27 protein-coding genes are annotated in these 23,610 nt (G+C 69.6%); 16 read left to right on the top strand and 11 right to left on the bottom strand.

Annotated features, from left to right (window positions below):
• Positions 1 to 46: 46 nt before the first annotated feature.
• On the top strand, positions 47 to 1,291 hold the full coding sequence (locus tag NUG21_RS18210) for a putative DNA modification/repair radical SAM protein (RefSeq protein ID WP_263391600.1): 1,245 nt from the start codon (positions 47 to 49) through the stop codon (positions 1,289 to 1,291).
• Positions 1,292 to 1,347: 56 nt separating this feature from the next.
• Complete coding sequence (locus NUG21_RS18205; protein ID WP_263391599.1) at positions 1,348 to 2,790, top strand: UdgX family uracil-DNA binding protein; 1,443 nt, start codon at positions 1,348 to 1,350, stop codon at positions 2,788 to 2,790.
• A gap of 118 nt (positions 2,791 to 2,908) precedes the next feature.
• On the opposite strand, the gene NUG21_RS18200 is transcribed toward NUG21_RS18205, so the two are convergent.
• Complete coding sequence (locus tag NUG21_RS18200) at positions 2,909 to 3,499, bottom strand: fasciclin domain-containing protein (protein WP_242084058.1); 591 nt, start codon at positions 3,497 to 3,499, stop codon at positions 2,909 to 2,911.
• 371 nt (positions 3,500 to 3,870) lie between these two features.
• Here NUG21_RS18200 and NUG21_RS18195 point away from each other — a divergent pair, with 371 nt between their 5' ends.
• Both NUG21_RS18195 and NUG21_RS18190 read left to right on the top strand, forming a co-directional pair.
• Positions 3,871 to 4,344: a hypothetical protein gene (locus tag NUG21_RS18195; RefSeq protein ID WP_160946255.1), complete on the top strand. Its 474-nt coding sequence runs from the start codon at positions 3,871 to 3,873 to the stop codon at positions 4,342 to 4,344.
• A gap of 412 nt (positions 4,345 to 4,756) precedes the next feature.
• Positions 4,757 to 6,394: a Na+/H+ antiporter gene (locus tag NUG21_RS18190; protein WP_160946256.1), complete on the top strand. Its 1,638-nt coding sequence runs from the start codon at positions 4,757 to 4,759 to the stop codon at positions 6,392 to 6,394.
• 159 nt (positions 6,395 to 6,553) lie between these two features.
• Here the strand turns inward: NUG21_RS18190 and NUG21_RS18185 are convergent, their stop codons facing one another.
• Positions 6,554 to 7,033, bottom strand: coding sequence for an Lrp/AsnC family transcriptional regulator (locus NUG21_RS18185; protein ID WP_019798070.1), 480 nt, complete (start codon positions 7,031 to 7,033; stop codon positions 6,554 to 6,556).
• A gap of 111 nt (positions 7,034 to 7,144) precedes the next feature.
• Here NUG21_RS18185 and NUG21_RS18180 point away from each other — a divergent pair, with 111 nt between their 5' ends.
• The 3 genes from NUG21_RS18180 to NUG21_RS18170 all read left to right on the top strand — a co-directional run bounded on the left by NUG21_RS18180 (position 7,145) and on the right by NUG21_RS18170 (position 9,948).
• The gene (locus NUG21_RS18180; RefSeq protein ID WP_263391598.1) at positions 7,145 to 8,074 is read left to right on the top strand and encodes a DMT family transporter; all 930 of its coding nucleotides are present in this window, start codon (positions 7,145 to 7,147) and stop codon (positions 8,072 to 8,074) included.
• A 168-nt stretch (positions 8,075 to 8,242) separates the two neighbouring features.
• Positions 8,243 to 9,190, top strand: coding sequence for an ABC transporter ATP-binding protein (locus tag NUG21_RS18175; RefSeq protein WP_263391597.1), 948 nt, complete (start codon positions 8,243 to 8,245; stop codon positions 9,188 to 9,190).
• Entirely contained in the window at positions 9,187 to 9,948 is a 762-nt protein-coding gene (locus NUG21_RS18170; protein ID WP_019798936.1) for an ABC transporter permease, read from the top strand. Before NUG21_RS18175 ends, NUG21_RS18170 begins: the two co-directional genes overlap by 4 nt.
• A gap of 57 nt (positions 9,949 to 10,005) precedes the next feature.
• On the opposite strand, the gene NUG21_RS18165 is transcribed toward NUG21_RS18170, so the two are convergent.
• On the bottom strand, positions 10,006 to 10,248 hold the full coding sequence (locus tag NUG21_RS18165; protein WP_048492240.1) for a DUF3297 family protein: 243 nt from the start codon (positions 10,246 to 10,248) through the stop codon (positions 10,006 to 10,008).
• 145 nt (positions 10,249 to 10,393) lie between these two features.
• Between NUG21_RS18165 and NUG21_RS18160 the strand changes: the two genes are divergently transcribed.
• A complete protein-coding gene (locus NUG21_RS18160) occupies positions 10,394 to 10,933 on the top strand; it encodes a DUF6630 family protein (protein ID WP_019798934.1) in 540 nt (179 codons plus the stop codon).
• Between the two features lie 419 nt (positions 10,934 to 11,352).
• Here the strand turns inward: NUG21_RS18160 and NUG21_RS18155 are convergent, their stop codons facing one another.
• The 6 genes from NUG21_RS18155 to msrB form a co-directional block, all read right to left on the bottom strand.
• Positions 11,353 to 11,637 carry a DUF4031 domain-containing protein gene (locus tag NUG21_RS18155; protein ID WP_160962429.1) on the bottom strand — a complete coding sequence of 95 codons (285 nt, stop codon included), beginning with the start codon at positions 11,635 to 11,637 and terminating at the stop codon, positions 11,353 to 11,355.
• A gap of 9 nt (positions 11,638 to 11,646) precedes the next feature.
• On the bottom strand, positions 11,647 to 12,171 hold the full coding sequence (locus tag NUG21_RS18150) for a hypothetical protein (protein WP_263391596.1): 525 nt from the start codon (positions 12,169 to 12,171) through the stop codon (positions 11,647 to 11,649).
• Positions 12,172 to 12,277: 106 nt separating this feature from the next.
• On the bottom strand, positions 12,278 to 13,471 hold the full coding sequence (motB, locus tag NUG21_RS18145; protein ID WP_263391595.1) for a flagellar motor protein MotB: 1,194 nt from the start codon (positions 13,469 to 13,471) through the stop codon (positions 12,278 to 12,280).
• Positions 13,472 to 13,478: 7 nt separating this feature from the next.
• A complete protein-coding gene (gene motA, locus NUG21_RS18140) occupies positions 13,479 to 14,333 on the bottom strand; it encodes a flagellar motor stator protein MotA (protein WP_160946263.1) in 855 nt (284 codons plus the stop codon).
• Between the two features lie 114 nt (positions 14,334 to 14,447).
• Positions 14,448 to 14,849, bottom strand: a complete 402-nt coding sequence (locus tag NUG21_RS18135; protein WP_263391594.1) for an MliC family protein — start codon at positions 14,847 to 14,849, stop codon at positions 14,448 to 14,450.
• 38 nt (positions 14,850 to 14,887) lie between these two features.
• Positions 14,888 to 15,352 carry a peptide-methionine (R)-S-oxide reductase MsrB gene (gene msrB, locus NUG21_RS18130; RefSeq protein WP_263391593.1) on the bottom strand — a complete coding sequence of 155 codons (465 nt, stop codon included), beginning with the start codon at positions 15,350 to 15,352 and terminating at the stop codon, positions 14,888 to 14,890.
• Positions 15,353 to 15,490: 138 nt separating this feature from the next.
• Between msrB and NUG21_RS18125 the strand changes: the two genes are divergently transcribed.
• A complete protein-coding gene (locus NUG21_RS18125) occupies positions 15,491 to 15,934 on the top strand; it encodes a hypothetical protein (RefSeq protein WP_263391592.1) in 444 nt (147 codons plus the stop codon).
• Positions 15,935 to 16,056: 122 nt separating this feature from the next.
• Entirely contained in the window at positions 16,057 to 16,437 is a 381-nt protein-coding gene (locus NUG21_RS18120; RefSeq protein ID WP_160946266.1) for a baeRF12 domain-containing protein, read from the top strand.
• A gap of 21 nt (positions 16,438 to 16,458) precedes the next feature.
• Here the strand turns inward: NUG21_RS18120 and NUG21_RS18115 are convergent, their stop codons facing one another.
• On the bottom strand, positions 16,459 to 16,938 hold the full coding sequence (locus tag NUG21_RS18115) for an Lrp/AsnC ligand binding domain-containing protein (protein ID WP_017908762.1): 480 nt from the start codon (positions 16,936 to 16,938) through the stop codon (positions 16,459 to 16,461).
• A gap of 136 nt (positions 16,939 to 17,074) precedes the next feature.
• On the opposite strand from NUG21_RS18115, the gene NUG21_RS18110 reads away from it, so the two are divergent.
• Together NUG21_RS18110 and alr are read left to right on the top strand one after the other, a co-directional pair.
• Positions 17,075 to 18,382, top strand: coding sequence for a D-amino acid dehydrogenase (locus NUG21_RS18110; RefSeq protein WP_160946267.1), 1,308 nt, complete (start codon positions 17,075 to 17,077; stop codon positions 18,380 to 18,382).
• Entirely contained in the window at positions 18,361 to 19,434 is a 1,074-nt protein-coding gene (alr, locus tag NUG21_RS18105; protein ID WP_263391591.1) for an alanine racemase, read from the top strand. Before NUG21_RS18110 ends, alr begins: the two co-directional genes overlap by 22 nt.
• Positions 19,435 to 19,480: 46 nt before the next feature.
• Here alr and NUG21_RS18100 read toward each other — a convergent pair whose 3' ends face one another.
• The gene (locus NUG21_RS18100; protein WP_242083898.1) at positions 19,481 to 20,050 is read right to left on the bottom strand and encodes a DUF3016 domain-containing protein; all 570 of its coding nucleotides are present in this window, start codon (positions 20,048 to 20,050) and stop codon (positions 19,481 to 19,483) included.
• Between the two features lie 192 nt (positions 20,051 to 20,242).
• Between NUG21_RS18100 and NUG21_RS18095 the strand changes: the two genes are divergently transcribed.
• From NUG21_RS18095 to NUG21_RS18080, 4 genes are all read left to right on the top strand, one after another.
• On the top strand, positions 20,243 to 20,713 hold the full coding sequence (locus NUG21_RS18095; RefSeq protein WP_019797310.1) for a hypothetical protein: 471 nt from the start codon (positions 20,243 to 20,245) through the stop codon (positions 20,711 to 20,713).
• A gap of 19 nt (positions 20,714 to 20,732) precedes the next feature.
• Complete coding sequence (locus tag NUG21_RS18090) at positions 20,733 to 20,981, top strand: hypothetical protein (protein ID WP_019797309.1); 249 nt, start codon at positions 20,733 to 20,735, stop codon at positions 20,979 to 20,981.
• Between the two features lie 163 nt (positions 20,982 to 21,144).
• Positions 21,145 to 23,148, top strand: a complete 2,004-nt coding sequence (locus tag NUG21_RS18085; protein WP_263391590.1) for a PAS domain-containing hybrid sensor histidine kinase/response regulator — start codon at positions 21,145 to 21,147, stop codon at positions 23,146 to 23,148.
• Positions 23,149 to 23,221: 73 nt separating this feature from the next.
• Positions 23,222 to 23,542, top strand: a complete 321-nt coding sequence (locus NUG21_RS18080) for a DUF3247 family protein (protein ID WP_019798577.1) — start codon at positions 23,222 to 23,224, stop codon at positions 23,540 to 23,542.
• The last annotated feature ends 68 nt before the right edge of the window (positions 23,543 to 23,610 follow it).

The raw sequence follows: 23,610 nt of genomic DNA, 5'->3' as shown, positions 1-23,610 counted from the left end.
CATCCGCGTCTCACCGTTTGAGACGCGGACCCGGCATCGTCGGCCGGTGAATACCCTCGAAAAACTCGCCGTGCTCGCCGACGCGGCCAAGTACGACGCCTCCTGCGCTTCCAGCGGCGCCGACAAGCGCCATTCGCTGCGCAGTGGCGGCATCGGCAGCACCGAGGGCATGGGCATCTGCCATTCGTACACGCCCGACGGGCGCTGCGTGTCGCTGCTGAAGATCCTGCTGACCAATTTCTGCGTGTTCGACTGCGCGTACTGCGTCAACCGCGTCTCCAGCAACGTGCGCCGCGCGCGCTTCACCCCGGCCGAAGTGGTCAAGCTGACCCTGGATTTCTACAAGCGCAACTACATCGAAGGGCTGTTCCTCTCCAGCGGCATCATCCGCAACAGCGACTACACCATGGAGCAACTGGTGGAGGTGGCGCGGCAGTTGCGCGAAGAGCATCGCTTCGCCGGCTACATCCATCTCAAGACCATTCCCGATGCGGCGCCGGAACTGCTCGCCGCCGCCGGCCGCTACGCCGACCGGCTCAGCATCAACGTGGAGTTGCCGACCGAAGGCGGCCTGGCGCAACTGGCGCCGGAGAAGAACGTCGGCGGCATCCGGGCGGCGATGGGCGAGTTGCGCTGGCGCATCGAGGAGAGCAAGGAGGCGCGCAAAGCCGAGGCGCGGGTGCGCGCCAAGCCGCCGCGCTTCGCCCCGGCCGGGCAGAGCACGCAGATGATCGTCGGCGCCGACGGCGCGGACGACCGCGCGATCCTGCACACCAGCCACAATCTCTACGGCAACTATCGCCTGCGCCGGGTCTACTACTCCGCGTTCAGTCCGATTCCCGACGCCTCCGCCAAGCTGCCGTTGCTGGCGCCGCCGCTGCAGCGCGAACACCGCCTGTACCAGGCCGACTGGCTGCTGCGGTTCTACGATTTCTCGGTGGAGGAGATCGCCCCGCCCGCGGCCAGCGGCATGCTCGACCTGGACGTGGATCCCAAGCTGGCCTGGGCGCTGCGCAACCCCGAGCGGTTCCCGGTGGATCTCAACACCGCCGCGCGCGAACTGCTGCTGCGGGTGCCGGGGCTGGGCACGCGCAACGTCGAGCGGCTGCTGCTGGCGCGGCGGCACGCGCGGCTGCGGGTCGAGGACCTGGCGCGGCTGCGGGTGCCGCTGAAGAAGCTGCTGCCGTTCGTCAGCGTGCTCGATCACCATCCGCGGCAGCGGCTGGACGATCCGCAGCGGCTGCGCGCGCAACTGGCGCCGGCGCCGCGCCAGGGTGGCTTGTTTGACTGACGCGGTGGGCGCGGCCCGTCGCGTTCGACGCGCTGGCGCGAGGCAGGGAGCAGGCCGTGTTCCAGGCTGAGGTGGTGCCGCCGTGGAGCCTGGAGGCGTGGCGGGCGGTGGCGCGGGCGGCATGGTGCGCGCAGGCGGCGCCGGAGACGCTGGCCTGGGATGGCGATGCGCAGGGCGGCCTGCTGGCCGGGACCGACGTTGCGACGCTGCCTGCGCAGGTGTCGCCACCGCGGGTATCGGCCGAGTTCCTGGCGCTGGCCGGCGCGGTGCTGTGCCATCGCGATCCGCAGCGGCATGCGCTGCTGTACCGCCTGCTGTGGCGCATCGCCGGCGGGGAGCGCGCGCTGCTGCAGCGGGTCACCGATGCCGACGTGCACCGCGCCCGGCAATGGGCGCAGGCGGTGCGCCGCGACAGCCACAAGATGAAGGCGTTCGTGCGCTTCCGCGAGGTGCCGGGCGAGCAGGAGGCGTACATCGCCTGGTTCGAGCCGGAGCACCACATCGTCGATCGGGTGGCGCCGTTCTTCGCGCGGCGCTTCGCCGGCATGCGCTGGGCGATTCTCACTCCGTACCGCAGCGTGCGCTGGGACGGCGAGACGCTGCAGTTCGGCGCCGGTGCGCAGCGCGCCGATGCGCCGGCCGACGACGCGCAGGACGCGCTGTGGCGCACCTACTACGCCAACATCTTCAACCCGGCGCGGCTCAACCCGACGATGATGCGCCAGGAGATGCCGCAGAAATACTGGAAGCATCTGCCGGAGGCGCAGTTGCTGCCCACGCTGATCCGCGACGCCGGGCAGCGCGTGCGCGAGATGGCCGAGCGCGCGCCGGAGCCGGTGCGTCGGCGCATTCCCGCCCCGGCACCGGCGCCGGCGGTGGCCGCCGACGACAGCCTCGAGGCGCTGCGCGCGGCGGCCCGCGACTGCCGCCGCTGCCCGCTGTGGCAGCCGGCCACCCAGACCGTGTTCGGCGAAGGCCCGCAGGACGCGGCGGTGATGGTGGTCGGCGAGCAGCCCGGCGACGAGGAGGACCTGAGCGGACGTCCCTTCGTCGGCCCGGCCGGGCGCCTGTTCGACCGCGCGTTGCAGGAGCTGGGGATCGAACGTGCCGGCATGTACGTCACCAACGCGGTCAAGCATTTCCGCTTCGAGCAGCGCGGCAAGGCGCGGCTGCACCGCAATCCCGAGCGTGCCCATGTCGAGGCCTGCCGCATGTGGCTGGCTGGCGAACTGGCGCGGGTACGCCCGCGCATCGTGCTGTGCCTGGGCGCGACCGCGGCGCGCGCGGTGCTGGGGAATGGGTTCGCGCTGATGGCCCAGCGAGGGCAGTGGCAGGCGCTGGACGACGGCACGCATGCCCTGGCCACCGTGCATCCGTCGTGGGTGCTGCGCCAGCGCGGCGGCGAAGCGGGCGAGGCCGCCTATCGAGGCTTCGTGCGCGACTTGCGCGTGTTGGCGGAGCGGGTGCCGATGCTGCACGGAGACAGTGCCGACGACTGACGGCCTGCGCATGCGGCGGTCGTCGCAGTCGGGGCGTGCTGCCGTCGTCGAGCGCATGGAGGCGCAAAACGGGGACGGCCGCAGCCGTCCCCGCGATGCCAATGCACCCCCGATGTGCTTACGGCATCAAAACCTTGTCCACCACATGGATCACGCCATTGCGCTGCATCACGTCGGCGGTGGTGACGTGCGCGGTATTGCCCTTGCTGTCCGTGAGGGTGACCTTGCCGCCGCGGGTCTTGGCGATCAGCGTTTCGCCCTGCACCGTGGTCAGCTTGGCGCTGCCGCCGCCGGCCTTGATCTGCGCCAGCAGCGTCGCCGCATCGAGCTTGCCGGGGACCACGTGGTAGGTCAGCACCTGGGTCAGCTTTTCCTTGTTCTCCGGCTTGAGCAGCGTGTCCACCGTGCCGGCCGGCAAGGCGGCGAAGGCGGCATTGGTCGGCGCGAACACGGTGAACGGGCCTGCGCCCTTCAGCGTGTCCACCAGGCCGGCGGCCTTGACCGCGGCGACCAGGGTGGTGTGCTCCTTGGAGTTGACCGCGTTGTCGATGATGTCCTTGGTGGCGTACATCGGCGCGCCGCCGACCATCGGATTCGGCTTGGCCGTGCTCATCGCTGCGTGGTCGTGCGCCGCGGCCTGACCGGTGTCGGCCATGGCGGGCAGGGAGACGAGGCCGGCGAGGGCCAGGGCCAGCAACTGGAGTTTCATGGGCTTGCTCCTTGAAAGGGATGCGCGGCCAGTCGACCGTGCACCTGCCTTTACGCGCGCAGCGCCGGCGCGGTTGCATCACGCGGCCCAGAGAATGATGAACGAGTGCTCCCCGTGTCGTCGCGCTCGCTGCAATACGCCAGATGGGAAGAGTAGGGCGGGTACTGGCCGCAAATCAGGTTTTGCCCGGCATCTCTTGCTTCGCCGTCGGCCGATTCTGTGGGGGCATGGCCCTTCGCCAATCACGATCGGTCCTGTCGATCAACTGGAAGCCGCCGCTGTTGCCAGTGGAACGCGATCGGCATCTGCCGTCGACCGGGATGCAGGGACATGCCAATCAACCGCACGATCACACGTAAAGAGAGGATGGCATGAAGTACTACCACTACGGCCCGGTGTCGATTCTGAGCAAGGTAAAGCGACTGGGCGGCAGCAAGGGATGGGAGTTCATCGAAAGCGCACAGGATCAGTCGGAAGGAAAGCCGAAAGCGTGCTACGTCACGCGCCTTTCGCCGGAGCAACTTGCCGACAACAGTAGCCCGGTAGCACGGGTGCTGGGCCTGAAGGCGACGCCGGGCGACCGCTGGCTGTGCTTTGAGATGGACTTGCCCGATGCCTGGGAGGAAAAAGGGGCTGCCGTGCTGATCACGCCCATCAAGGGAGACAGAGGCAAGCAGGGAATCGCCCTGTTTCTGACCAAGCAAAAGGACTACGACGCGAGTCTCGATAACGACGTGGATCCACGTAGCGACTACATCTACATCAATCGCGCGTATTGCACGCAAATATGGACCATCAGCACGGCCACGGGGAAAGACAAGGTGTTCGAACCCTACACGCCGTAGTCGATCCGGTTACGTACCTGCCGCGTGGCATGCTCGCGGCACGGTGCGTTCGTGCGCTCCCTTGGCGAATCGCAGGGAGCGACGCGATGCCGTTCCACACCTGTCGAGTCAGGAACATGGGCGGATCATGCGTCGCTCGCCGCAGTGCAGCCAGCGGACAACGTCGGCCGCGCCGTCATCCATCGGCGACGCACCCGGGGCGTCCAGATCCGGCTGGATGGACGCCGCTGGGTCCAGGGCGAGCGCTGCCCATCTTGCACCCCGGTTGTGGGCCAGCTGTCCGGGCGGCAACGTCGCGACATCAGCGGCCGGCTGCGTCGTCCCACTGGACATCGCCGCCGCGGTGCGCTTTGCTTGCAGGCTCCCCCATTCATGGGCGGCGCTGCCGCGTGGCGCCGCCGTCCGGACGAGCATGCATTCGATCGAAGTGGTCTTGGCGATGTTGCTGGCGGTGGTGGCCAGTGGCTATCTCGTGCGCGTTCTGCCGTTCTCGCTGCCGTTGCCGCTGGTGCAGATCGGCCTGGGCGCGATCATCGCCGGCGTGTTCAAGAAGGGCTATGCGCTGGAGCCGGAGCTGTTCTTCCTGCTGTTCCTGCCGCCGCTGCTGTTCCTGGACGGCTGGCGCATCCCCAAGCAGGGTCTGTTCCGCGACAAGGGCGTGATCCTGGAACTGGCGCTGGGCCTGGTGGTGTTCACGGTGATCGGCGCCGGCTTCCTGATCCACTGGATGATCCCGACCATGCCGCTGGCGGTGGCGTTCGCGCTGGCGGCGGTGGTGTCGCCGACCGATCCGATCGCGGTGTCCTCGATCGCCGCGCGCGCGCCCATCCCCAAGCGGCTGATGCACATCCTGGAAGGCGAGTCGCTGCTCAACGACGCGTCCGGCCTGGTCTGCTTCCAGTTCGCGGTGGCCGCGGCGATCACCGGCGCGTTCTCGCTGGCCGACGCCTCGCTGACCTTCCTGTGGGTGGCGCTGGTCGGCGTGGCCGCCGGCATCGCGGTGGTGGTCGGCACCAGCCTGGCGCAGCGCTGGGTGTGGCGCCAGGTCGGCGAGGAGCCGGGCGCGGCGATCCTGGTCAACCTGTTGCTGCCCTTCGCCGCCTACCTGCTGGCCGAGGCGATCAACGCCTCGGGCATCCTCGCCGCGGTCGCCGCCGGCATCGCCATGAGCTACGTGGAACTGAGCGGCCGCGCCCCGGGCAGCATGCGCGTGCAGCGCTCGGCGGTGTGGGACATGGTGCAGTTCACTCTCAACGGCATCATGTTCGTGCTGCTCGGCGAGCAGTTGCCGGGCATTGTGCAGGGCGCCATGCACAACATGGACGAGGCCGGGCACCTGGATCCGTGGTGGCTGCTGGGCTATGCGCTGGCCATCTACGTCGGCCTGCTGCTGCTGCGCTTCCTGTGGGTGTGGCTGTCGCTGCGCTGGACCCTGCTCAAGGCGCGCCGTCGCGGCGAGGACCGGCAGAGCCCGCCGTGGCGGATCGTGGTGGCGACCTCGCTGGCCGGCGTGCGCGGCGCGATCACCCTGGCCGGCGTGCTGACCCTGCCGCTGGCCCTGCCCAACGGCGCCGCGTTCCCGGCGCGCGACCTGGCGATCTTCCTGGCCAGTGCGGTGATCGTCACCTCGCTGCTCGTCGCCAGCATCGCGCTGCCGCGCCTGCTGCGCGGCCTGGAGCTGCCGGAAGAGCCGAGCGACCGCCTGGAGGAAGACCTGGCCCGGCGCGAGTCCTCGCGTGCGGCATTGGCCGCGGTGGAGAAGCTGCGCCAGCGGCTGGTGCAGGACAGCGAGCACGCCGACCTGTACAACGAGGCGGCCAACCGGGTCAGCGCGCTGTACCAGCGCCACCTCGACCACGGCGACGCGATGGAGAGCGACCCGGAGGAGGCGCGGCGCCTGGACAATGTGCTGCGCCAACTGCGCAACGCCGGCCTGCAGGCCGAGCGCCAGGAACTGTTCAAGCTGACCCGCCAGCGCAAGATCTCCGACGAGATCGCGCGCCGGCTGATCCGCAACCTGGATCTGCTGGAGGCGCGGCGCAAGAGCTGAAAGGCCGGGACCCGGGACCCGGGACCCGGAAAAGTGGGCTTCGCAGGGCGGACGCGTCGCTACCCGCGAAATGTGACGGCAGCTGATCGTAGACAACGAGTCGCTGCTAGGCTCTTGCGGGTCCCGGGTCCCGGCCTTCGCCGCGACTGGCGCATCGCGCTAGGCGTCCTCGACCAACGGCGGCAGCCGCCTGGGCACGGGCGTGGATTTCACGATCGCGGTGTTGGTTTCGGCACGTTCGCTGACTTTCGCCAGGATGCTGTCCAGATGCTGGATGGTGCGCAGGTACAGCCGGCAGATGAAGCAGTCTTCGCCGGTCACCTTGTCGCATTCGACGACTTCCGGGATGCGCTGCAGCAGCTCCTCCACCAGGTGCAGCTGCCCCGGCAGCGGCTTCACCCGCACGATCGCCTGCAAGGTGTAGCCGAGCGCGCGTGGGTCGAGCTCGACCGTGAACCCGGCGATCACGCCCTGGTGCTGCAACCGTCGCACGCGGTCGGCGGTGGCCGGCGCCGACAGGCCGATCTGCCGGGCCAGTTCGCTGGTCGCCATGCGCGCGTCCTGCGCCAGCGCGCCGAGGATGGCGCGATCGATCGCGTCGAGCGTGGCGACGGCGGGTGCTGAAAGGTGGTTATGCATAAGGGGCTTAATTTCTGAGGCCAGATTTGTAGATAACCTAAGTTTAAGCATGTTTTCGCGAAGCCGCGGTTTCTACAATGGCTGCCATCCGACACATTGAAAGGAACCGGGATGGCATCCAACGAGATCCGCCGTGGTGCGGCCGAGATGGTCGTGGCCATGCTCATGTCCGGCACGATCGGCTGGCTGGTGGTGTCCTCGCGGCAATCGCCGGTCAACGTGGTGTTCTTCCGCTGCCTGTTCGGCGCGGCCACCCTGCTGATCGTCTGCGCGGCGCTGGGCCTGTTGCGCCGTAAGGCGTTTTCGCCGCGGATGCTGGCGCTTGTGCTGCTCGGCGGCGTCGCGATCGTGGGCAACTGGCTGCTGTTGTTCGCCGCCTACGGCCGCGCCTCGATTTCGATGGCCACCGCCGTCTACAACACGCAGCCGTTCATGCTGGTCGGGCTGGGCGCGATCGTGTTCCGCGAGCGCATCAGCGCCTCGACCATGGCGTGGTTGGCGGTGGCCTTCGTCGGCCTGGTGGGCGTGGTGCGCATCGTGCCGGCGGTGCTCGCGGTGCCGGGCGAGTACCTGCAGGGCGTCGCGCTGGCGCTGGGCGCAGCGTTCCTGTACGCGGTGTCGTCGATCGTCACCAAGCACCTGAAAGGCACGCCGCCGCACCTGCTGGCGCTGCTGCAACTCGGCATCGGCATCGTGTTGCTGGCGCCGTTCGCGCACTTCGATGCCTTGCCGTCCCGCCCCGCCCAGTGGCTGGATCTGGTGGTGCTCGGCGTGGTCAACACCGGGGTGATGTACGTGCTGCTGTACGGCGCCATCCAGAAACTGCCCACCGCGATGATCGGGGCGCTGTCGTTCATCTATCCGGTGGTGGCGATCGCGGTCGATCGCATCGCCTTCGGGCAGTCGCTGGCGTGGACGCAGGTGCTCGGGGCGCTGCTGATCCTGCTGGCGGCGGCGGGGGTCAACTTCGGCTGGCGCGTGCTGCCCTGGCCGCGCCCTGCGCGGCCGGCCGCCGGTACCCTCGGCACCGGCGAACGCTAGCCGGCGTTCGGCGCGGCAACCACGGCGTCGTCAGCGTTTGCAGGCACCGGCTGGCGCACTGTCCCGCATCCGGGAGAGTGCTTCCGTCGGATCGGGATTTATCCATCACGATCCGGCTTCTACCCTGGGGGCCGTTTCCGCAGCCGCTGCGCCACCCCGGGAGTTCCTGTGTCGCCGATCATTTCCGTGCAACAGCTCACCAAGACCTACGCCGGGGGCTTCCAGGCGCTCAGGGGCATCGACCTGGAGATCCGCCGCGGCGAGATCTTCGCCCTGCTCGGCCCCAACGGCGCCGGCAAGACCACGCTGATCAGCATCATCTGCGGCCTGGTCACGCCCAGCAGTGGCCGGGTGCTGGCCGATGGCCACGACATCGTGCGCGACTACCGTGCCGCGCGCGCCAAGATCGGCCTGGTGCCACAGGAGCTGGCCACCGATGCGTTCGAGACGGTGTGGGCGACGGTGCGCTTTAGCCGCGGCCTGTTCGGCAAGCCGCGCGACGACGCCCACCTGGAGCGGGTGCTGCGCGAGCTGTCGCTGTGGGACAAGCGCGGCAGCCGCATCTCCACCCTGTCCGGCGGCATGAAGCGGCGCGTGCTGATCGCCAAGGCGCTGGCGCACGAACCGTCCATCCTGTTCCTGGACGAACCCACCGCCGGCGTTGACGTGGAGCTGCGCCACGACATGTGGCAGATGGTGCGGCGCCTGCGCGAGCAGGGCACCACCATCATCCTCACCACGCACTACATCGAGGAGGCCGAGGACATGGCCGACCGGGTCGGCGTGGTCAACCGCGGCGAACTGGTGCTGGTGGAGGACAAGCGCACGCTGATGCGCAAGCTCGGCAAGAAGCAACTGGCGCTGACCCTGCAGGCGCCGCTGCCGGCGTTGCCGCCAGCGCTGGCGACGCAGCCGCTGGAACTGTCCGCCGACGGCGCCACGCTGACCTACACCTACGACGCGCAGGCCGAGCAGACCGGCATCGGCCCGCTGCTGCGGCAACTGGAGGAGCAGGGCGTGGAGATCAAGGACCTGCAGTCCAGCGAGAGTTCGCTGGAGGAAATCTTCGTCAACCTGGTGCGGCCGGCGTCTGCCGCGGCGGAGGTGCGCGCATGAACCTGCACGCGATCGCCGCCATCTACCGTTTCGAGATGGCGCGCACTTTCCGCACGTTGACCCAGTCCATCGCCTCGCCGGTGCTGTCGACCTCGCTGTACTTCGTGGTGTTCGGCGCGGCGATCGGCTCGCGCATGGGCGCCATCGACGGCATCAGCTACGGCGCCTACATCATCCCGGGGCTGGTGATGCTGTCGCTGCTCAGCGAAAGCATTTCCAACGCCTCGTTCGGCATCTACATGCCGCGCTGGGCCGGCACCATCTACGAGGTGCTGTCGGCGCCGGTGGCATGGTGGGAGGTGGTGATCGGCTACGTCGGCGCGGCGGCGAGCAAGTCGGTGCTGCTGGGCCTGCTGATCCTGCTCACCGCGCGCGCCTTCGTGCCGTACGAGATCGCCCATCCGCTGTGGATGTTCGGCTTCCTGGTGCTGACCGCGCTGACCTTCAGCCTGTTCGGTTTCATCATCGGCGTGTGGGCCGACGGCTTCGAGAAGCTGCAGGTGATCCCGCTGATGGTGATCACGCCGCTGACCTTCCTCGGCGGCAGCTTCTACTCGATCAACATGCTGCCGCCGCTGTGGCAGAAGATCAGCCTGTTCAACCCGGTGGTGTACCTGGTCAGCGGCTTCCGCTGGGCGTTCTACGGCAAGGCCGACGTGCACATCGCGGTCAGCGTGGGCATGACCCTGGGGTTCCTGGCGCTGTGCCTGGGCGTGATCTGGGCGATCTTCCGCAGCGGCTACCGGCTCAAGCCCTGAGGCGGTCGCCGAGGACCGCAATGTGCCGGCGGGCGCCGTGCCTGCCGGCGATCGCGCTTACTTGGCGTCGAGCCAGAAGGCTTCGACCTGGCCCTTGACCTTCATGGTCATGGGATTGCCGCGGCGGTCGCGCGCCTTGCCGACCTGCACGCGGATCCAGCCTTCGCTGATCGAGTACTCCTCGACGTTGTCGCGCTCCACGCCGTTGAAGCGGATGCCGACGCCGCGCGACAGCGTCTCGGCATCGTGGAACGGGCTCTGCGGGCTGACCGCCAGGCGGTCGGGGGGCGTGTCGGACATCGTGGTGGCTTCGCGTGGCGGCGGACAGCGCCGTCTTCCGGGCTGCGAAGGATAAACGCCCGCGGCGCCGTTGCCGAGTTCCGCGCTTCCGTCGTCGCGCCGGGCGCGGCACACTGGCGCTCCCCGTGATGCCCGATGCGCCGCCATGCCCGACAACAGCGCCGACTACGACGATCCCGACGACCTGTTCGACGACGACGACGATCCGGATACCCAGCAGGGCCTGATCTGGAACCTGCTGCTGCTGATCAACCCGGGCGACGAGGAAAGCGCCCTGCGCCAGTTCGACGCCTACCGCGAGGCCGCCGGCGAAGCCGAGCGCGAGGACGCGGACTGGCTGTGGACGCTGAAGGACGCGATCGACTGGCGGGCGGGCTTCTACGTCGACGGCCACGACCGCGAGGCGCTGATCGGCGCGATCGACGAACTGGCCGCGCGCTGGAACCTGCGCATCGACTGGGGCGGCGACATCGACGATGCCGACTTCCTGGAGGAGCACGACAGCGCCTCGCTGCTGGCGGTGGCCTACGACCGCCTGCGCGAGCACGGCTACAGCATCTGGTGCTGGGATGCCGGCAGCGAGATCCGCGCCGGCTGGATGGCGCTCAGCCGCGACGATCAGGACATGCAGCGCCTGGCCGCGATCCTCGGCATCGACCTGCGCCCGGGCAGCGATCCGTTCTAGGCATCCCTCGCTGCGCATCGGTGATTGGTGTTGCCGCCTTGCGTGTCAGGCACCCGCAGCGTCCTGTGGGCGCGATTTCAGTGGCGATGCGTGCAGCGTTTGGGTGTTCTGGCGCCGGATGCCGTCGGGACTGAAGTCCCTCCCACAGTGCACCCAGCAGCTTGCCGCCAGCGCCCTGTAGGAGCGGCTTCAGCCGCGACGAGCGAAGTCGCGATCGCACCGCCCATGGTGAATGTTGGGGCTGAAGGCCTCCTGCAGTGCGCCATAACGTATCCGCAGCTCCCTGTGGGAGCGACTTCAGTCGCGACGCGCAGAGCCGTCAGACGCAGCCGTGCCGGCCGCTGCCGGAAGCGCTGGTCCAGTGCACCCGCACGCCCGCGCCGCCGCACTGCGCAGGACGCCGCTGCCGCCATCACGCTTCAATCGGCCTCGCCGCGCGCCTGCGCACGTGCGTGGCGGATCAGCGCCTTCAGCAGTTCGCGATCGCTGTGCCGCGAGACCGGCACCGCGCCCAGGCGGATCGCTTCGTCGCGCAGGGCGGCCGGCACGTCGTAGTGCGCGCCGCTGAGCTTGTTCTGGAAGGCGCGGCGGGGAATGCCCAGCCGCGCCGCCATGGCGTGCAGTTCGTCCAGCGTGTCGGCGAGCAGGTGGCCCCAGCGCTGGCCGCGCCAGGGATGCACCGCATCGTCGATGTAGACCGCCATCGCGTCCGGTCAGGCCGGCTTGTGCGTGCCGTCGGCGTCCGCCGCGGTGTCAGGCGCCGCGCTGCTGTCGGCCTGCGCCGGCGCGGCATCGCCGGCCTCCGTCGCGGCGTCCGCGTCGGTCTCGTCCTCGGCCGCATCCTCTGTCGCGCCGTCGCCCGCGGCGAACTCGGCGACCAGCGCGTCCAGGTACTCGGCCGGGGTCTGGCCGGCCTCGGCCGCCAGCGCGTCGATCATCTGCTGCAGCTGCGTCGAGTATTCCAGGGTGATGGTGTTGCCTTCCTGCTCCTGCAGGTTGGCCAGGTGCTTGAGCATCGCCAGCATCGGCACCGGATTGTCGGCATTGCCCATGGTCTGGCCGCCGACCGCCAGCAGCCATTGGCGGCCCTGCAGGCCGATCGCGGCCAGCACGCGGCCGCTCTGGTCCTGCAGCACGGCGTGGTTGGCGATGGGCTGCTCGCGGCCCAGGCGGGCGAAGGGGCGCGACGGCTGCTGCTTCTTGCGCTTGTCGCGCTTGGCTTTGGATTGCTTGGACACGGCGGTCTCGTTGGCGAAGTGGCGGTCATTGTAAGCGCCGCGCCGTATGCGGTCCCGCCGGGCCATCGCGGCGCGGCCGCCGGCGCCGCGCCGGGTGCCGCCGCGATCAGCGTGCGCTGGCCGCTTCGGTGCCGCCGGCGGCGGCGGCCGTCACCGGTGCCCCGCCGTTGATGCTGCGCAAGGCGTCGCGCGCGGCGGCGGCCGCTGCCTCCGGCGAGGTGGTGCGCGGTTCGGCGATCCGCACCGAGGCCTTGGCCGGCCTCGCCGCCGGCGCTGCTGCCGACGGAGCGCCGGGGGTGGCGGCAGGTGCGGCGGCGGGCGCCGCCTTGCCGGGCGCCGGCGCCGCGGCCGCCTCCGTCGCCGCCGCGCTCAGGTCCGGCACCTTGGTGTCGGCGTCGGGCTGCACGGTGCCCAGGGCGACGCTGTGGTCGCCATCGGCGGTGGCCGCGTCCTCGGCATCCTTGGTCATCACCACGATGCTGATGCGGCGGTTGATCGGATTGTTCGGCACCTGCTTGTCGAACAGCACCGACGAGGACAACCCGACCACGCGCGAGACCTTGTCCTCGCCCATGCCGCCGGCGACCAGTTCGCGGCGCGCGGCGTTGGCGCGGTCCGCGCTCAGCTCCCAGTTGCTGTAGCCGTTCTTGGTGCTGTACTGGGTGACGTCGGTGTGGCCGGTGATGCTGATGTGGTTGGGCACCTGGTTGATGAAGCCGGACAGCTCGTGGAGGATGCCGCGGGTGTAGGGCTTGAGCACCGCACTGCCGAGGTCGAACATCGGCCGGTTCTCCTTGTCCACGATCTGGATGCGCAGGCCGTCCGGGGTCAGGTCCAGCAGCAACTGGTCCTTGAACGGCTCCAGCGCCTGGCTCTTGTCGATGGCTTCCTTCAGCTCCTGCATCAGCGTTTCCAGGCGCTCCTTTTCCTTCTCGCGCTGGCTGCTCTTGCTGTCGTCGCCCTTCAGGCTCTTGCTGCCGAACGGATCCTTGTTGTTGCCGCGCTGCATCTCGCCGGCGCCGCCGAGCTTGATCATCGAGGTGCTGGCGCCGCCGGGGCCGGCCATGCCGGGGCTCGGCGCCGGGCTCTTGCCGGCCAGCGGGCTGGGGTTGCGGAAGTATTCGGCGATCGCCGCGCGCTGTTCCTTGGTGGTGGCCGCGACCAGCCACAGCACCAGGAAGAACGCCATCATCGCGGTCACGAAGTCGGCATAGGCCACCTTCCACGCGCCGCCGTGGTGGCCGCCGCCCTGGACCTTCTTGACCCGGCGGATGACGACGGTGGGCTTGGTCTCGGCCATGACTGCGTTACTTGATCGTCTTCAGATGCGTTTCGAAGTCGGCGAAGCTCGGCCGCACGTCGGTCGGCAGGGTCTTGCGCGCGAATTCGAGGGCGATCTTCGGGTTGTAGCCGCGCAGGCAGGCCAGCAGTGCGGTCTTCACCGATTCGAAGATGCGGCTGTCCTGCTCGGCGCGCGCTTCCATCGCCGCCGACAGCGGCGCGACGAAGCCGTAGGCCAGCAGGATGCCGAGGAAGGTGCCGACCAGCGCCGCGCCGACGTGGTGGCCGATCTCCTCGATCGGGCCGCCGATCGAGCCCATGGTGATGACGATGCCCAGCACCGCGGCGACGATGCCGAAGCCGGGCAGGCCGTCGGAGACCTTGCTCAGCGCATGCGCCGGCGCCATCGCTTCGTGGTGGTGCTTTTCCAGCTCCAGTTCCAGCAGCGGTTCCAGTTCGTGCGGCTCGATGTTGCTGCCGATCATCAGGCGCAGGCAGTCGGTAATGAAGTCGAGCAGGTGGTGGTCGGCCAGTACCTTGGGGTAGTTGCCGAAGATCGCGCTGTCGGCCGGCCGCTCGACGTGGTCTTCCAGGGCCATGAAGCCGTCGCGGCGCGCCTTGTTCAGCAGTTCGTAGATCAGGGTCAGGGTGCTGCGGTAGTCGTCGGCCTTGTACTGCGGGCCCTTGAACACGCCCAGCACGCCGCCGATGGTGGCCTTGACGATCTTGCCCGGGGTGCTGACCAGGAACGCGCCCAGGGCCGCGCCACCGATGATCATCAGCTCGTAGGGCTGCCACAGTGCGCCAAGTTTGCCGTGCGACAGCACGTAGCCGCCGACCACGCTGATGATGACGACGATGAAGCCAACGATGATGAGCATGGCGGAGCAGCCTGCGGGCCGGAACGGGGACGCTCTAGATGTCGGCCCCGCGGCGCCATTCTGAAGGTGTGAGCCGTGCCGGGTTTTTGGCGGCGCGGGCGGCGGGCCGGGTGCTCAGCCGGTCATGCCGCTGTCGTGGCGGACGCATTTGAGCGTCTCGCCCAGGCCCGCCAGGGTCAGCGTGGCCTGGTCGGGCTGCGACTGCCAGAAGGTGTTGCCCAGGGCATCGGCGTAGCGCGCGCCGGTGGCGGTGCCGGCGTCGGTGCGCTGCATGTCCAGGCGCGTCCCGCGCACCTGCAGGGCCAGGCGCTCGCGCGCCGGATCGGCGGCCGCCTGCACCAGTTCCTCGCCGCAGCGCCACTGCATGGGCAGGGCATCGGCCTGCAGGCCGGGTGCGGCGGTGGGCGACGGCGTGGCCGCCGCGGGCGCGGCCTGTGCCGGCGCCGGGGCGGGACTGCGCTGGCAGGCGCCCAGGGCGAGCGGCAGCAGCAGGAGGGGAAGCAACGGGGTTCGCATACCGGTGGTCTCCCTGTGGCGGCGCGTCTGCGCCGGAATCAGGCCGGTTCGGTCTCGCCGCCGCCGCGGTGCAGCGGGTTGGGCAGCGCCTGGCCCTGTTCGGTGAACTGCAGCGAGACCGAATTCAGGCAGTGGCGCTCGCCGCTCGGCGGCGGGCCGTCCGGGAACACGTGGCCGAGATGGCTGTCGCAGCGGGCGCAGACGATCTCGGTGCGGATCATGCCGTAGCTGGTGTCGCGCAGCTCGCGCACGTGATCGGGGTGGTAGGGCGCGAAGAAGCTCGGCCAGCCGGTGCCGGAATCGAACTTGGCGCTGGAGCGGAACAGCGGCAGCCCGCACAGCCGGCAGGTGTAGACGCCTTCCAGCTTGTTGTCCAGGAACACCCCGCAGAACGGCGCTTCGGTGCCGTGCTGCAGCAACACCCGGCGTTCCTCCGCGTTCAGTGCGCCGATCAGCTGCTCGCGCTCGGCAGCAGTGGGAGGCGTGAGGTCGAATCGGCTCATGGCGGGGCCCGGGGCTGGAGGAGGGGAAAACAACATGAGGGCTGTACGGGGCGGATCAAGCGCGCCGGGGCCGCGTCGACGCGGCGCGGTCGATGCGCTAGCGTGAACGCCTCTTCCCGGCGCGTCGACGGAGCCATCGTGAATCGCTTGCTGCCCTGCGTTGCCATCGCCCTGCTCGTGCCGGCGCTCGCCGCCGCGCAGGCGCTTCAACCGGTGCCCGGCGCACCGGCCAGCAATCGCGACGCCAATACCCTGCAGTCCGCGCCGCCGCCACCGCCATCGATGGCCAGCCGTCTCGACGAGCGCCCGCCGGCGTCGGCCTCCGCTCCCAAGGCGACGCCAGTCCCCTCCAACCTGGACGACCGGCCGCAGGGGCAGGCCAAGCGCAAGCGCGCGGCTAGCCCGGCGGTGCCGGCCGCAGTCGCCGACCCGGCCGCGCGCCGCCCGGTGCGCCTCTACGATCGCAGCGGCCAGGTGATCCCCGGGGCGATGCAGGTCGGGCCGAACCGCGCGCTGGACACGCGCACCGGCCGTTACTACGACACCGTGCCCAGCGGCGACGGAATGCGCATCCAGGACTGAGGCGCCGGCGCGCGGGCGGCGAACGCGTGGCGAACGCCGCGTGGCCGCCATCCTCACAAATCGGTTTCTAGACTGGCGGACCGGCCGCGATATGCGCGGCGCCATGTTCGCCAGGAGAACCGATGAGCAAGCTTCCCGACAACACCCTGATCGTCGTCGCCGACCGCGCCAGCGCGCGCCTGTTCCGGGTCAACCTGGCGGGCGAGACCGCGCTGCTGGAGCAGACCGAGGTGCTGAACCCGGCGCCGATCGAAGGTGTGGAGGACGGCGACCGGCCGATGACCATGGATGAGGCCGGGTTCGTGCGGCAGGTGGCCGAGCGCCTGTACCAGGACGCCCTGCGCGGCGATGTCGAGCACCTGATGCTGGTTGCCGACCCGCACACGCTGGGGCAGTTGCGGCCGCTGCTGCACAAGGAGGTCCAGAAGCGGGTGGTGGCCGAACTGGCCAAGAACCACGCCAATTCCTCGCGCGACGACCTGGAGAAGCTGCTGGTCTCCTGACCTGCACCCCGCGCGGAACGCTCAGTCGGCGATCGGCAGGCTGAGCGTTTCCTTCACTTCTTCCATCACGATGTAGCTCTTGGATTCGCGCACGTGCGGCAGGGTCAGCAGGGTGCTGCCCAGCAGCTTCCGGTAGGACGCCATCTCGCTGATGCGGGCCTTGAGCAGGTAGTCGAAGTCGCCCGAGACCAGGTGGCACTCGAGCACGTTGGGCAGCTTCAGCGCGGCGCGGCGGAATTCCTCGAAGATGTCGCCGGACTTGTAGGCCAGGCTGATCTCCACGAACACCAGCAGGCTGGCCTTGAGGTAGTGCGGGTCCAGCCGCGCGTAGTAGCCGGTGATGGCGCCGTCGCGTTCCAGCCGGCGCACCCGCTCGGTGCATGGCGTGGTCGACAGGCCGACCCGCTCGCCCAGTTCGGTGAAGGAGATGCGTCCTTCCTGCTGCAGGATGCGCAGGATCTTGCGGTCGATCTTGTCCAGTTCGCGGAGGCGTGCGGCCATGCGGGCGGGTCTCAGGGGTTTAGCCTGTTGGGCCGGTGGAAATCAGGGGAAAATCCTGGGTTGTGCTGCCTATACTGCACCGAACTTCTGCCCTGGCGCCATCCAGCCAGGGAATTGATCCGAACGGAGTAGGCGCATGCGGGTTCTGGTTCTCGGCAGCGGTGTGATCGGTACGGCCACGGCGTGGTATCTGGCCCGCAGCGGTTGCGAGGTGACGGTGGTCGACCGCCAGCCGGCGGCCGGGCTGGAGACCAGCTACGCCAATGCCGGGCAGGTCTCGCCTGGCTATGCGTCGCCGTGGGCGGCGCCCGGCGTGCCGCTGAAGGCGCTGAAATGGCTGTTCCAGCGCCATGCGCCGCTGGCGATCACGCCGACCGCCGACCTGCAGCAGTACCTGTGGCTGGCGCAGATGCTGCGCAACTGCACCGCCGAGCGCTACGCGATCAACAAGGCGCGGATGGTGCGCCTGTCCGAGTACAGCCGCGACTGCCTGGACCAGCTGCGTGCCGAGACCGGCATCGCCTACGAAGGCCGCCAGCTCGGCACCACCCAGTTGTTCCGCACCCAGCAGCAACTGGACGGCGCGGCCAAGGACATCGAGGTGCTGCGCGAGTACGGCGTGCCCTACGAACTGCTGGACCGCGCCGGCATCGCCCGGGTCGAGCCGGCCCTGGCCAGCGCGCCGGCGACCCTGGTCGGCGCGTTGCGCCTGCCCAACGACCAGACCGGCGACTGCCGCCTGTTCACCCAGCGCCTGGCGGCGATGGCCGCCGCGGCCGGCGTGCAGTTCCGCCAGGGCGAGACCATCGAGGCGCTGCAGGCCGACGGCGACCGCATCGACGGCGTGCGCATCGGTGGCCGGCTGGAGCGTGCCGACCGCTACGTGGTCGCGCTGGGCAGCTATTCGCCCGGCCTGCTGGCGCCGCTGGGCATCCGCCTGCCGGTGTACCCGCTGAAGGGCTATTCGCTGACCCTGCCGATCCGCGACGCGGCGCTGGCGCCGACCTCCACCATCCTCGACGAGAGCTACAAGGTGGCGATCACCCGCTTCGACGAGCGCATCCGCGTCGGCGGCATGGCCGAACTGGCCGGCTTCGACCTGTCGCGGCCGGCGCGGCGCCGCGCCACCCTGGAGAAGGTGGTCAACGACCTGTATCCGCGCGGCGGCGACCTGGCTGCGGCCGAGTTCTGGACCGGACTGCGCCCGGCCACCCCGGACGGCACGCCGGTGGTCGGCGCCACCGGCTACCGCAACCTGTTCCTCAACACCGGCCACGGCACGCTGGGCTGGACCATGGCCTGCGGCTCGGGCCGCTACCTGGCCGACCTGATGGTCTCGCGGCAGCCGCAGATCAGCGGCGAGGGCCTGGACATCTTCCGTTACTCCCGCGGTTCCGCCGCGTCCGTCGCCGAGGCCGTCGCGTGCGCCCAGCCCGTGCATTGATCGACCTCGACGCGCTGCGCCACAACTACCGCCTGGCCCGCCGGCTGAGCGGCGGCAAGGCGCTGGCGGTGGTCAAGGCCGATGCCTACGGGCACGGCGCGGTGGCCTGCGCGCGCGCGCTGGACGGCGAGGCCGACGGCTTCGCGGTGGCCTGCATCGAGGAGGCGCTGGAACTGCGCCAGGCCGGCATCGCCGCGCCGATCCTGCTGCTGGAAGGCATCTTCGACGCCGAGGAACTGCAACTGGTCGCCGCACACCGGCTGTGGTGCGCGGTGGCCTCGCCCTGGCAGGTCGAGGCGATCGCCGCCTTCGCCGCGCCGCAGCCGCTGTGCCTGTGGCTGAAGTTGGACAGCGGCATGCACCGGCTGGGCCTGGCGCCGGACGAATTCCGCGCCGCGCATGCGCGGCTGAGCGCGCTGCCGCAGGTCGAGCGGCTGGTGCTGATGAGCCACTTCGCCCGCGCCGACGAACTGGACAGCGCACGCACGCGCGAGCAGGTGGAGATATTCCGCCAGGCCACCGCCGGCCTGGCCGGCGAGACCAGCCTGTGCAACTCGCCGGCGCTGCTCGGCTGGCCGGAGTTGCGCAACGACTGGGGGCGGCCGGGGCTGATGCTGTACGGCGCCGACCCCTTCGCCGCAGCGGCCACGCTGCCCGGCGAACTGCGTCCGGTGATGACCCTGCAGTCCAAGGTCATTTCCGTGCGTGACATCGCGCCGGGCGAGCCGGTCGGCTACGGCGCACGCTTCGTCGCGGCGCGGCCGACACGGGTCGGGGTCGTGGCGATCGGCTATGCCGACGGTTATCCGCAGTTCGCGCCCAACGGCACGCCGGTGCTGATCGACGGCACGCCCGGCGAGCTGATTGGGCGCGTGTCCATGGACATGCTGACCGTGGACCTGACCGAGCACCCGCAGGCGGGGCTCGGCAGCGAGGTGCAGTTGTGGGGCGAACAGCCGCGCATCGATGCGTTGGCCGGGCGCTGCGCGTCCAGCGCCTATCGGCTGCTGTGCGGCCTCAAGCGCGCGCCGCGGGTCTACCTCGGCGGGTGAGCCCGCCTCACGGCGCCGGCGCGCTACCGGCGCCGCGCGTGCTGCCTCAGCGTTCGGCGACCGCGCTGTCCTTGCGGAACTGGCGGCGCAGCCAGTCGTCGAGCATGCGCTTTTCGTAGCGCAGCGGATCGGTGCTCAGGCCGACCGAGCTGTTGTACAGATAGCTCGGGTCCATCAGCTTCGGCTGGCCCTGAGCCAGCACCTGGCCGTCGGCGCCGTACAGGGTGAAGTCGAGGCTGATCCGCGGCGGGTACAGGTCGCGCATCACCCGCACGTCGTTCCAGTTCGGGCCGTGCCAGGGCTCGTAGTCGCCGGCGCGCTTGATGTCGGTCAGCTTGATGTCCAGGCGCTGGCCGGGCTGCAGTTGCTTGGCGGCCTGCTTCTGCAGGTAGGCGGCCAGGTCCTGCACCCAGTCGCCGCGTTCGGCTTCCCAGCGATTGCGGCTCTGCCGCAGTTCGCTGAAGGTGGCCGGATCGGCCCAACTGACCTGCACCGGGCCGTCGCTGGTGAGGCTGCGCGGGGCCTGCGGGTCGGTGACGTTGCGGATCTCGGCGGAGGCGCCGCCCGCCCACAGGCAGGCAGCAGCCAGCGCCGTCCAGGCATAGCGGATCTTCATGGCGGATCTCCAGGAGGCGTACGCCCAGTGTGTGCCTGCGCCGGCGCGCCCGCAATCGCGGCGAGGCACGCGGCGGCGAGCGTTGGCCGCCGATTCATCCGCCGCGGCATGACGGACGGCTCACATCGCCTCGCCGCCTGCTTCACGGTGCGCGCGCGAGGATGGATGCCACTCGAGTGACGCGGGGATCGCATGAAGACGCCGTTGTTCCACCAGGCCCACACCGGCAGCGATGTGCGCCTGCAGTTCATCGACTGGGCCAAGCGCCACGGGCACAGCCCGGCCAGCGGTGCGGCCGCCTTCGTCGAGCACCAGGCCAACTTGGACGACGCCGCGCGGCAGTTGCGCCTGAACCCGGGCGACGACGTGCGCCAGCTGTTGCGGCGTTACCTGGTCTCGCTTGGCGAGGCACGCGATGTGGCCGTGCAGTTCCCGCCCAGCTACCACTACCGCAGCCCGCAGGGGCAGAGCTTCCGCTACACGCTGACGCTGGTGCTGGCCGAGCACGGTGTGGAGTGGAAGGTGCGGGTGTGGACGGGCCTGGAATACCTCGGCCTGATCGTCGGCCGTGGTGCCGGCCCGCGCGCCAACTACACGCGATTGGCGCGCATGGCGGTGGAACACGAGCTCGCCAGCGACGCGCCGCGTTTCACGCTCGGCTGAGCAATTCAGGAACGTTGTCATGTCCGTCGTCAGCGCGCCCGAGCGCACCGTGGTTCCCGAAGAATGCCGCCGGCAATGCCGGCGGCTGGGGGCGGCACGTGTGCAGGAATTGCTGGAATCCTCGCCGCCGCCGCCGTGGCGCGAGGAAGCCGAGCGCTGGCTGGAAGAGCAGGCCCTGCGCAGCGCGCGCCTGACCCAGTGGCTGGTGTTTGCCGGGATCGGCCTGTCGCTGCTGGGCATCGTCCTTGTGATCGCCTTCTTCTGGTGACCCGGGTCGGGCAGGCGCGGCGGAAGTCGCGGCTTGACGGCGGCGGAGTGGCTTAACAAGATGGTCGTTCCGCCTCGCCGTTCCTAGCGCGTCGTTGTTGCGCCGCGGATGCCGGGCACCGTCTTCATCCGTTGCCGTAGGCCGCTTCCAGAGCTACTCCGTCATGCATGCCAGCCCCGACACCACTTCGTCTCCGCTCGTGAAGGCGACGGATCTGCATTACCGCGAGATCTTCGACAAGATCGATGCCGGCTTCTGCGTGATCCAGGTTCTGTTCGACGAGACCCAGCGCGCGGTGGACTACGTTTTTCTGGAGGTTAATCAGGCGTTCGAGCGCGAAACCGGGTTGCACGACGCGTTCGGCCGACGCATGCGCGACCTGGCGCCGACCCATGAGGAGCACTGGTTCCGGCTGTATGGCGAGGTGGCGCTGAGCGGACGCTCGGCCAAGTTCGAGAATTTCTCCACGCCGCTGGCCCGTTGGTGGACGGTGGATGCTTTCCGCATCGGCGCGCCCGAGCAGCACCTGGTCGCCGTGCAGTTCCTCGACATCACCGAGCGCAAGCGCATGGAGCGCGACCTCGCCGAGAGCGAGGCGCGCTTCAGCGCACTGGCCGAGGGCCTGCCGATGCCGGTGTGGGTGCTGGACGCCCATGGCGAGCTGCGCTTCACCAACACCGCCTATGCCGAATTCTTCGGTATCGATCCGGACGCCGATGGGGCGCGCCCGGGTTGGGGCGACGTGCTGCATCCGGAGGACGTGGGCGTGTTCGCCTACGAGCTGCGCAGCGCGCTGCACGACCAGCGCAACCTGCGCGCGCTGGTGCGCGCGCGCCGCCACGATGGCGAATGGCGCTGGTTGGAAATGACCGCGATGCCGCGCTATTCCGCCGAGGGCCAGTTCATCGGCCTGGCCGGCAGCAGCCCGGACGTCACCGAACGCCGCGACATCGAACTGGCGCGCGAGCAACTGCTGGAATCCGAGCGCAGCGCGCGCAACGCCGCCGAGAGCATGGCGCGGCTCAAGGACGAGTTCCTGGCGACGCTGTCGCACGAACTGCGCACGCCGCTGACCACCATCCTCGGCTGGAGCGATCTGCTGCTGCAGCGGCTGCCGCCGGGCGATCCGAGCAGCAAGGGCCTGTCGGTGATCGCCAGCAGCGCGCGCGCGCAGCAACGGCTGATCTCGGACATGCTCGATCTCAGCAGCATGCTGCTGGGCAAGGTGCAACTGGAGGTGGAGGCACTGGACCTGGCCGAGCAGGTGCGCGAGGCGATGCGTGCGCAGGAACCGGTGGCCGAAGGCAAGGACCAGGCACTGACCCTGCAGGCGCCCTCGCAGCCGTGCATGGTGCTGGGCGACGCCACGCGCCTGCAGCAGGTGTTCTGGAACCTGTTGTCCAACGCGATCAAGTTCACCCCCGCGCACGGGCGCATTGCCCTGGCGATCGACCTCGAGGACGATGGCGAGCATGTCAGCGTGGCGGTGCGCGATTCCGGCGACGGCATCCCGCCGGAATTCCTGCCGCATCTGTTCGGCCGCTTCCGCCAGGCCGACAGCACCACCACGCGCCTGCACGGCGGCCTGGGCCTGGGCCTTGCGATCGTGCAGCAACTGGTGGAGATGCACGGCGGGCAGATCAGCGCGGCCAGCGAAGGCCGTGGCTGCGGCTCGGTGTTCACCGTGCGCCTGCCGCTGCACCGCGACGCGCCGGGCTCGCGCCCGCTGCGCGAAGTGCGCGCGTTCGCGATGGCCGAGCAGGTGGTCGAGGCGTATTCGCTCAAGGGCGTGCGCCTGCTGGCGGTGGAGGACCAGCCGGACATGCTCGACTACCTGCGGCGCCTGCTCGAGGAGCAGGGCGCCGAGGTGGTCGCGGTGGGCTCGGCCAGCGAGGCGCTGGAGGTGCTCGACGGCGGCGGCCATGCCGCGATCGATGTGATGGTCACCGACATCGGCATGCCGGGCATGGACGGCTATGGCCTGATCCGCACCGTGCGCGAGAACATGGGTCTGGGCGCGGACGAACTGCCGGCGGTGGCGGTGACCGCGCTGGCGCGTGCCGATGATCGCCAGCGCGCGCTGCAGTCCGGCTTCCAGGAGCACCTGGCCAAGCCCTACAGCGTGGCGCAACTGGTCTCGGCGGTACGCTTCGCGCGGCAGCGCTAGGGCAGCTGCGCTCTTGCCCGCCGGCTCACGCCGGCGGCGCTACGGTGGAACGTCCCTCGCACGGAGTCCACCGATGACCAAGTATGCCAAGCGTGTCCACACCGACCAGGCGCAGATCCAGGCACTGGAAGAACTGGCCAAGCAACTGCCGGAGCAGTCCAACGTGCGCATCGAACTCGAGGACGGCAGCACCTTCCTCGGTACGGTGACGATCCGTCCCAGCATCCAGCTGTTCCGCGATGCCAACGAGCAGGAAGGCAGCAATGCGCAGGTGCGCATCGACGGGCTGGACGATCCCGCCGAGCACCGCTACCTGTGGCTGGACGAAATCCGCAGCGTGCGCCAGCTGCCGGCGCGGCCCTGGGACATCGATCCGCGCGGCGACGCCTCTTGACGCATCTTTCACTTTTTCCGGGCCATGGCTGGGCATCATCGGGGTTCCCCCGTGTTCCCGGATATCCA

It is taken from the genome of Xanthomonas sp. CFBP 8445, assembly GCF_025666235.1.
Lineage (GTDB): Bacteria > Pseudomonadota > Gammaproteobacteria > Xanthomonadales > Xanthomonadaceae > Xanthomonas_A > Xanthomonas_A indica.
This window is presented reverse-complemented; position numbering and strand designations above follow the sequence as displayed.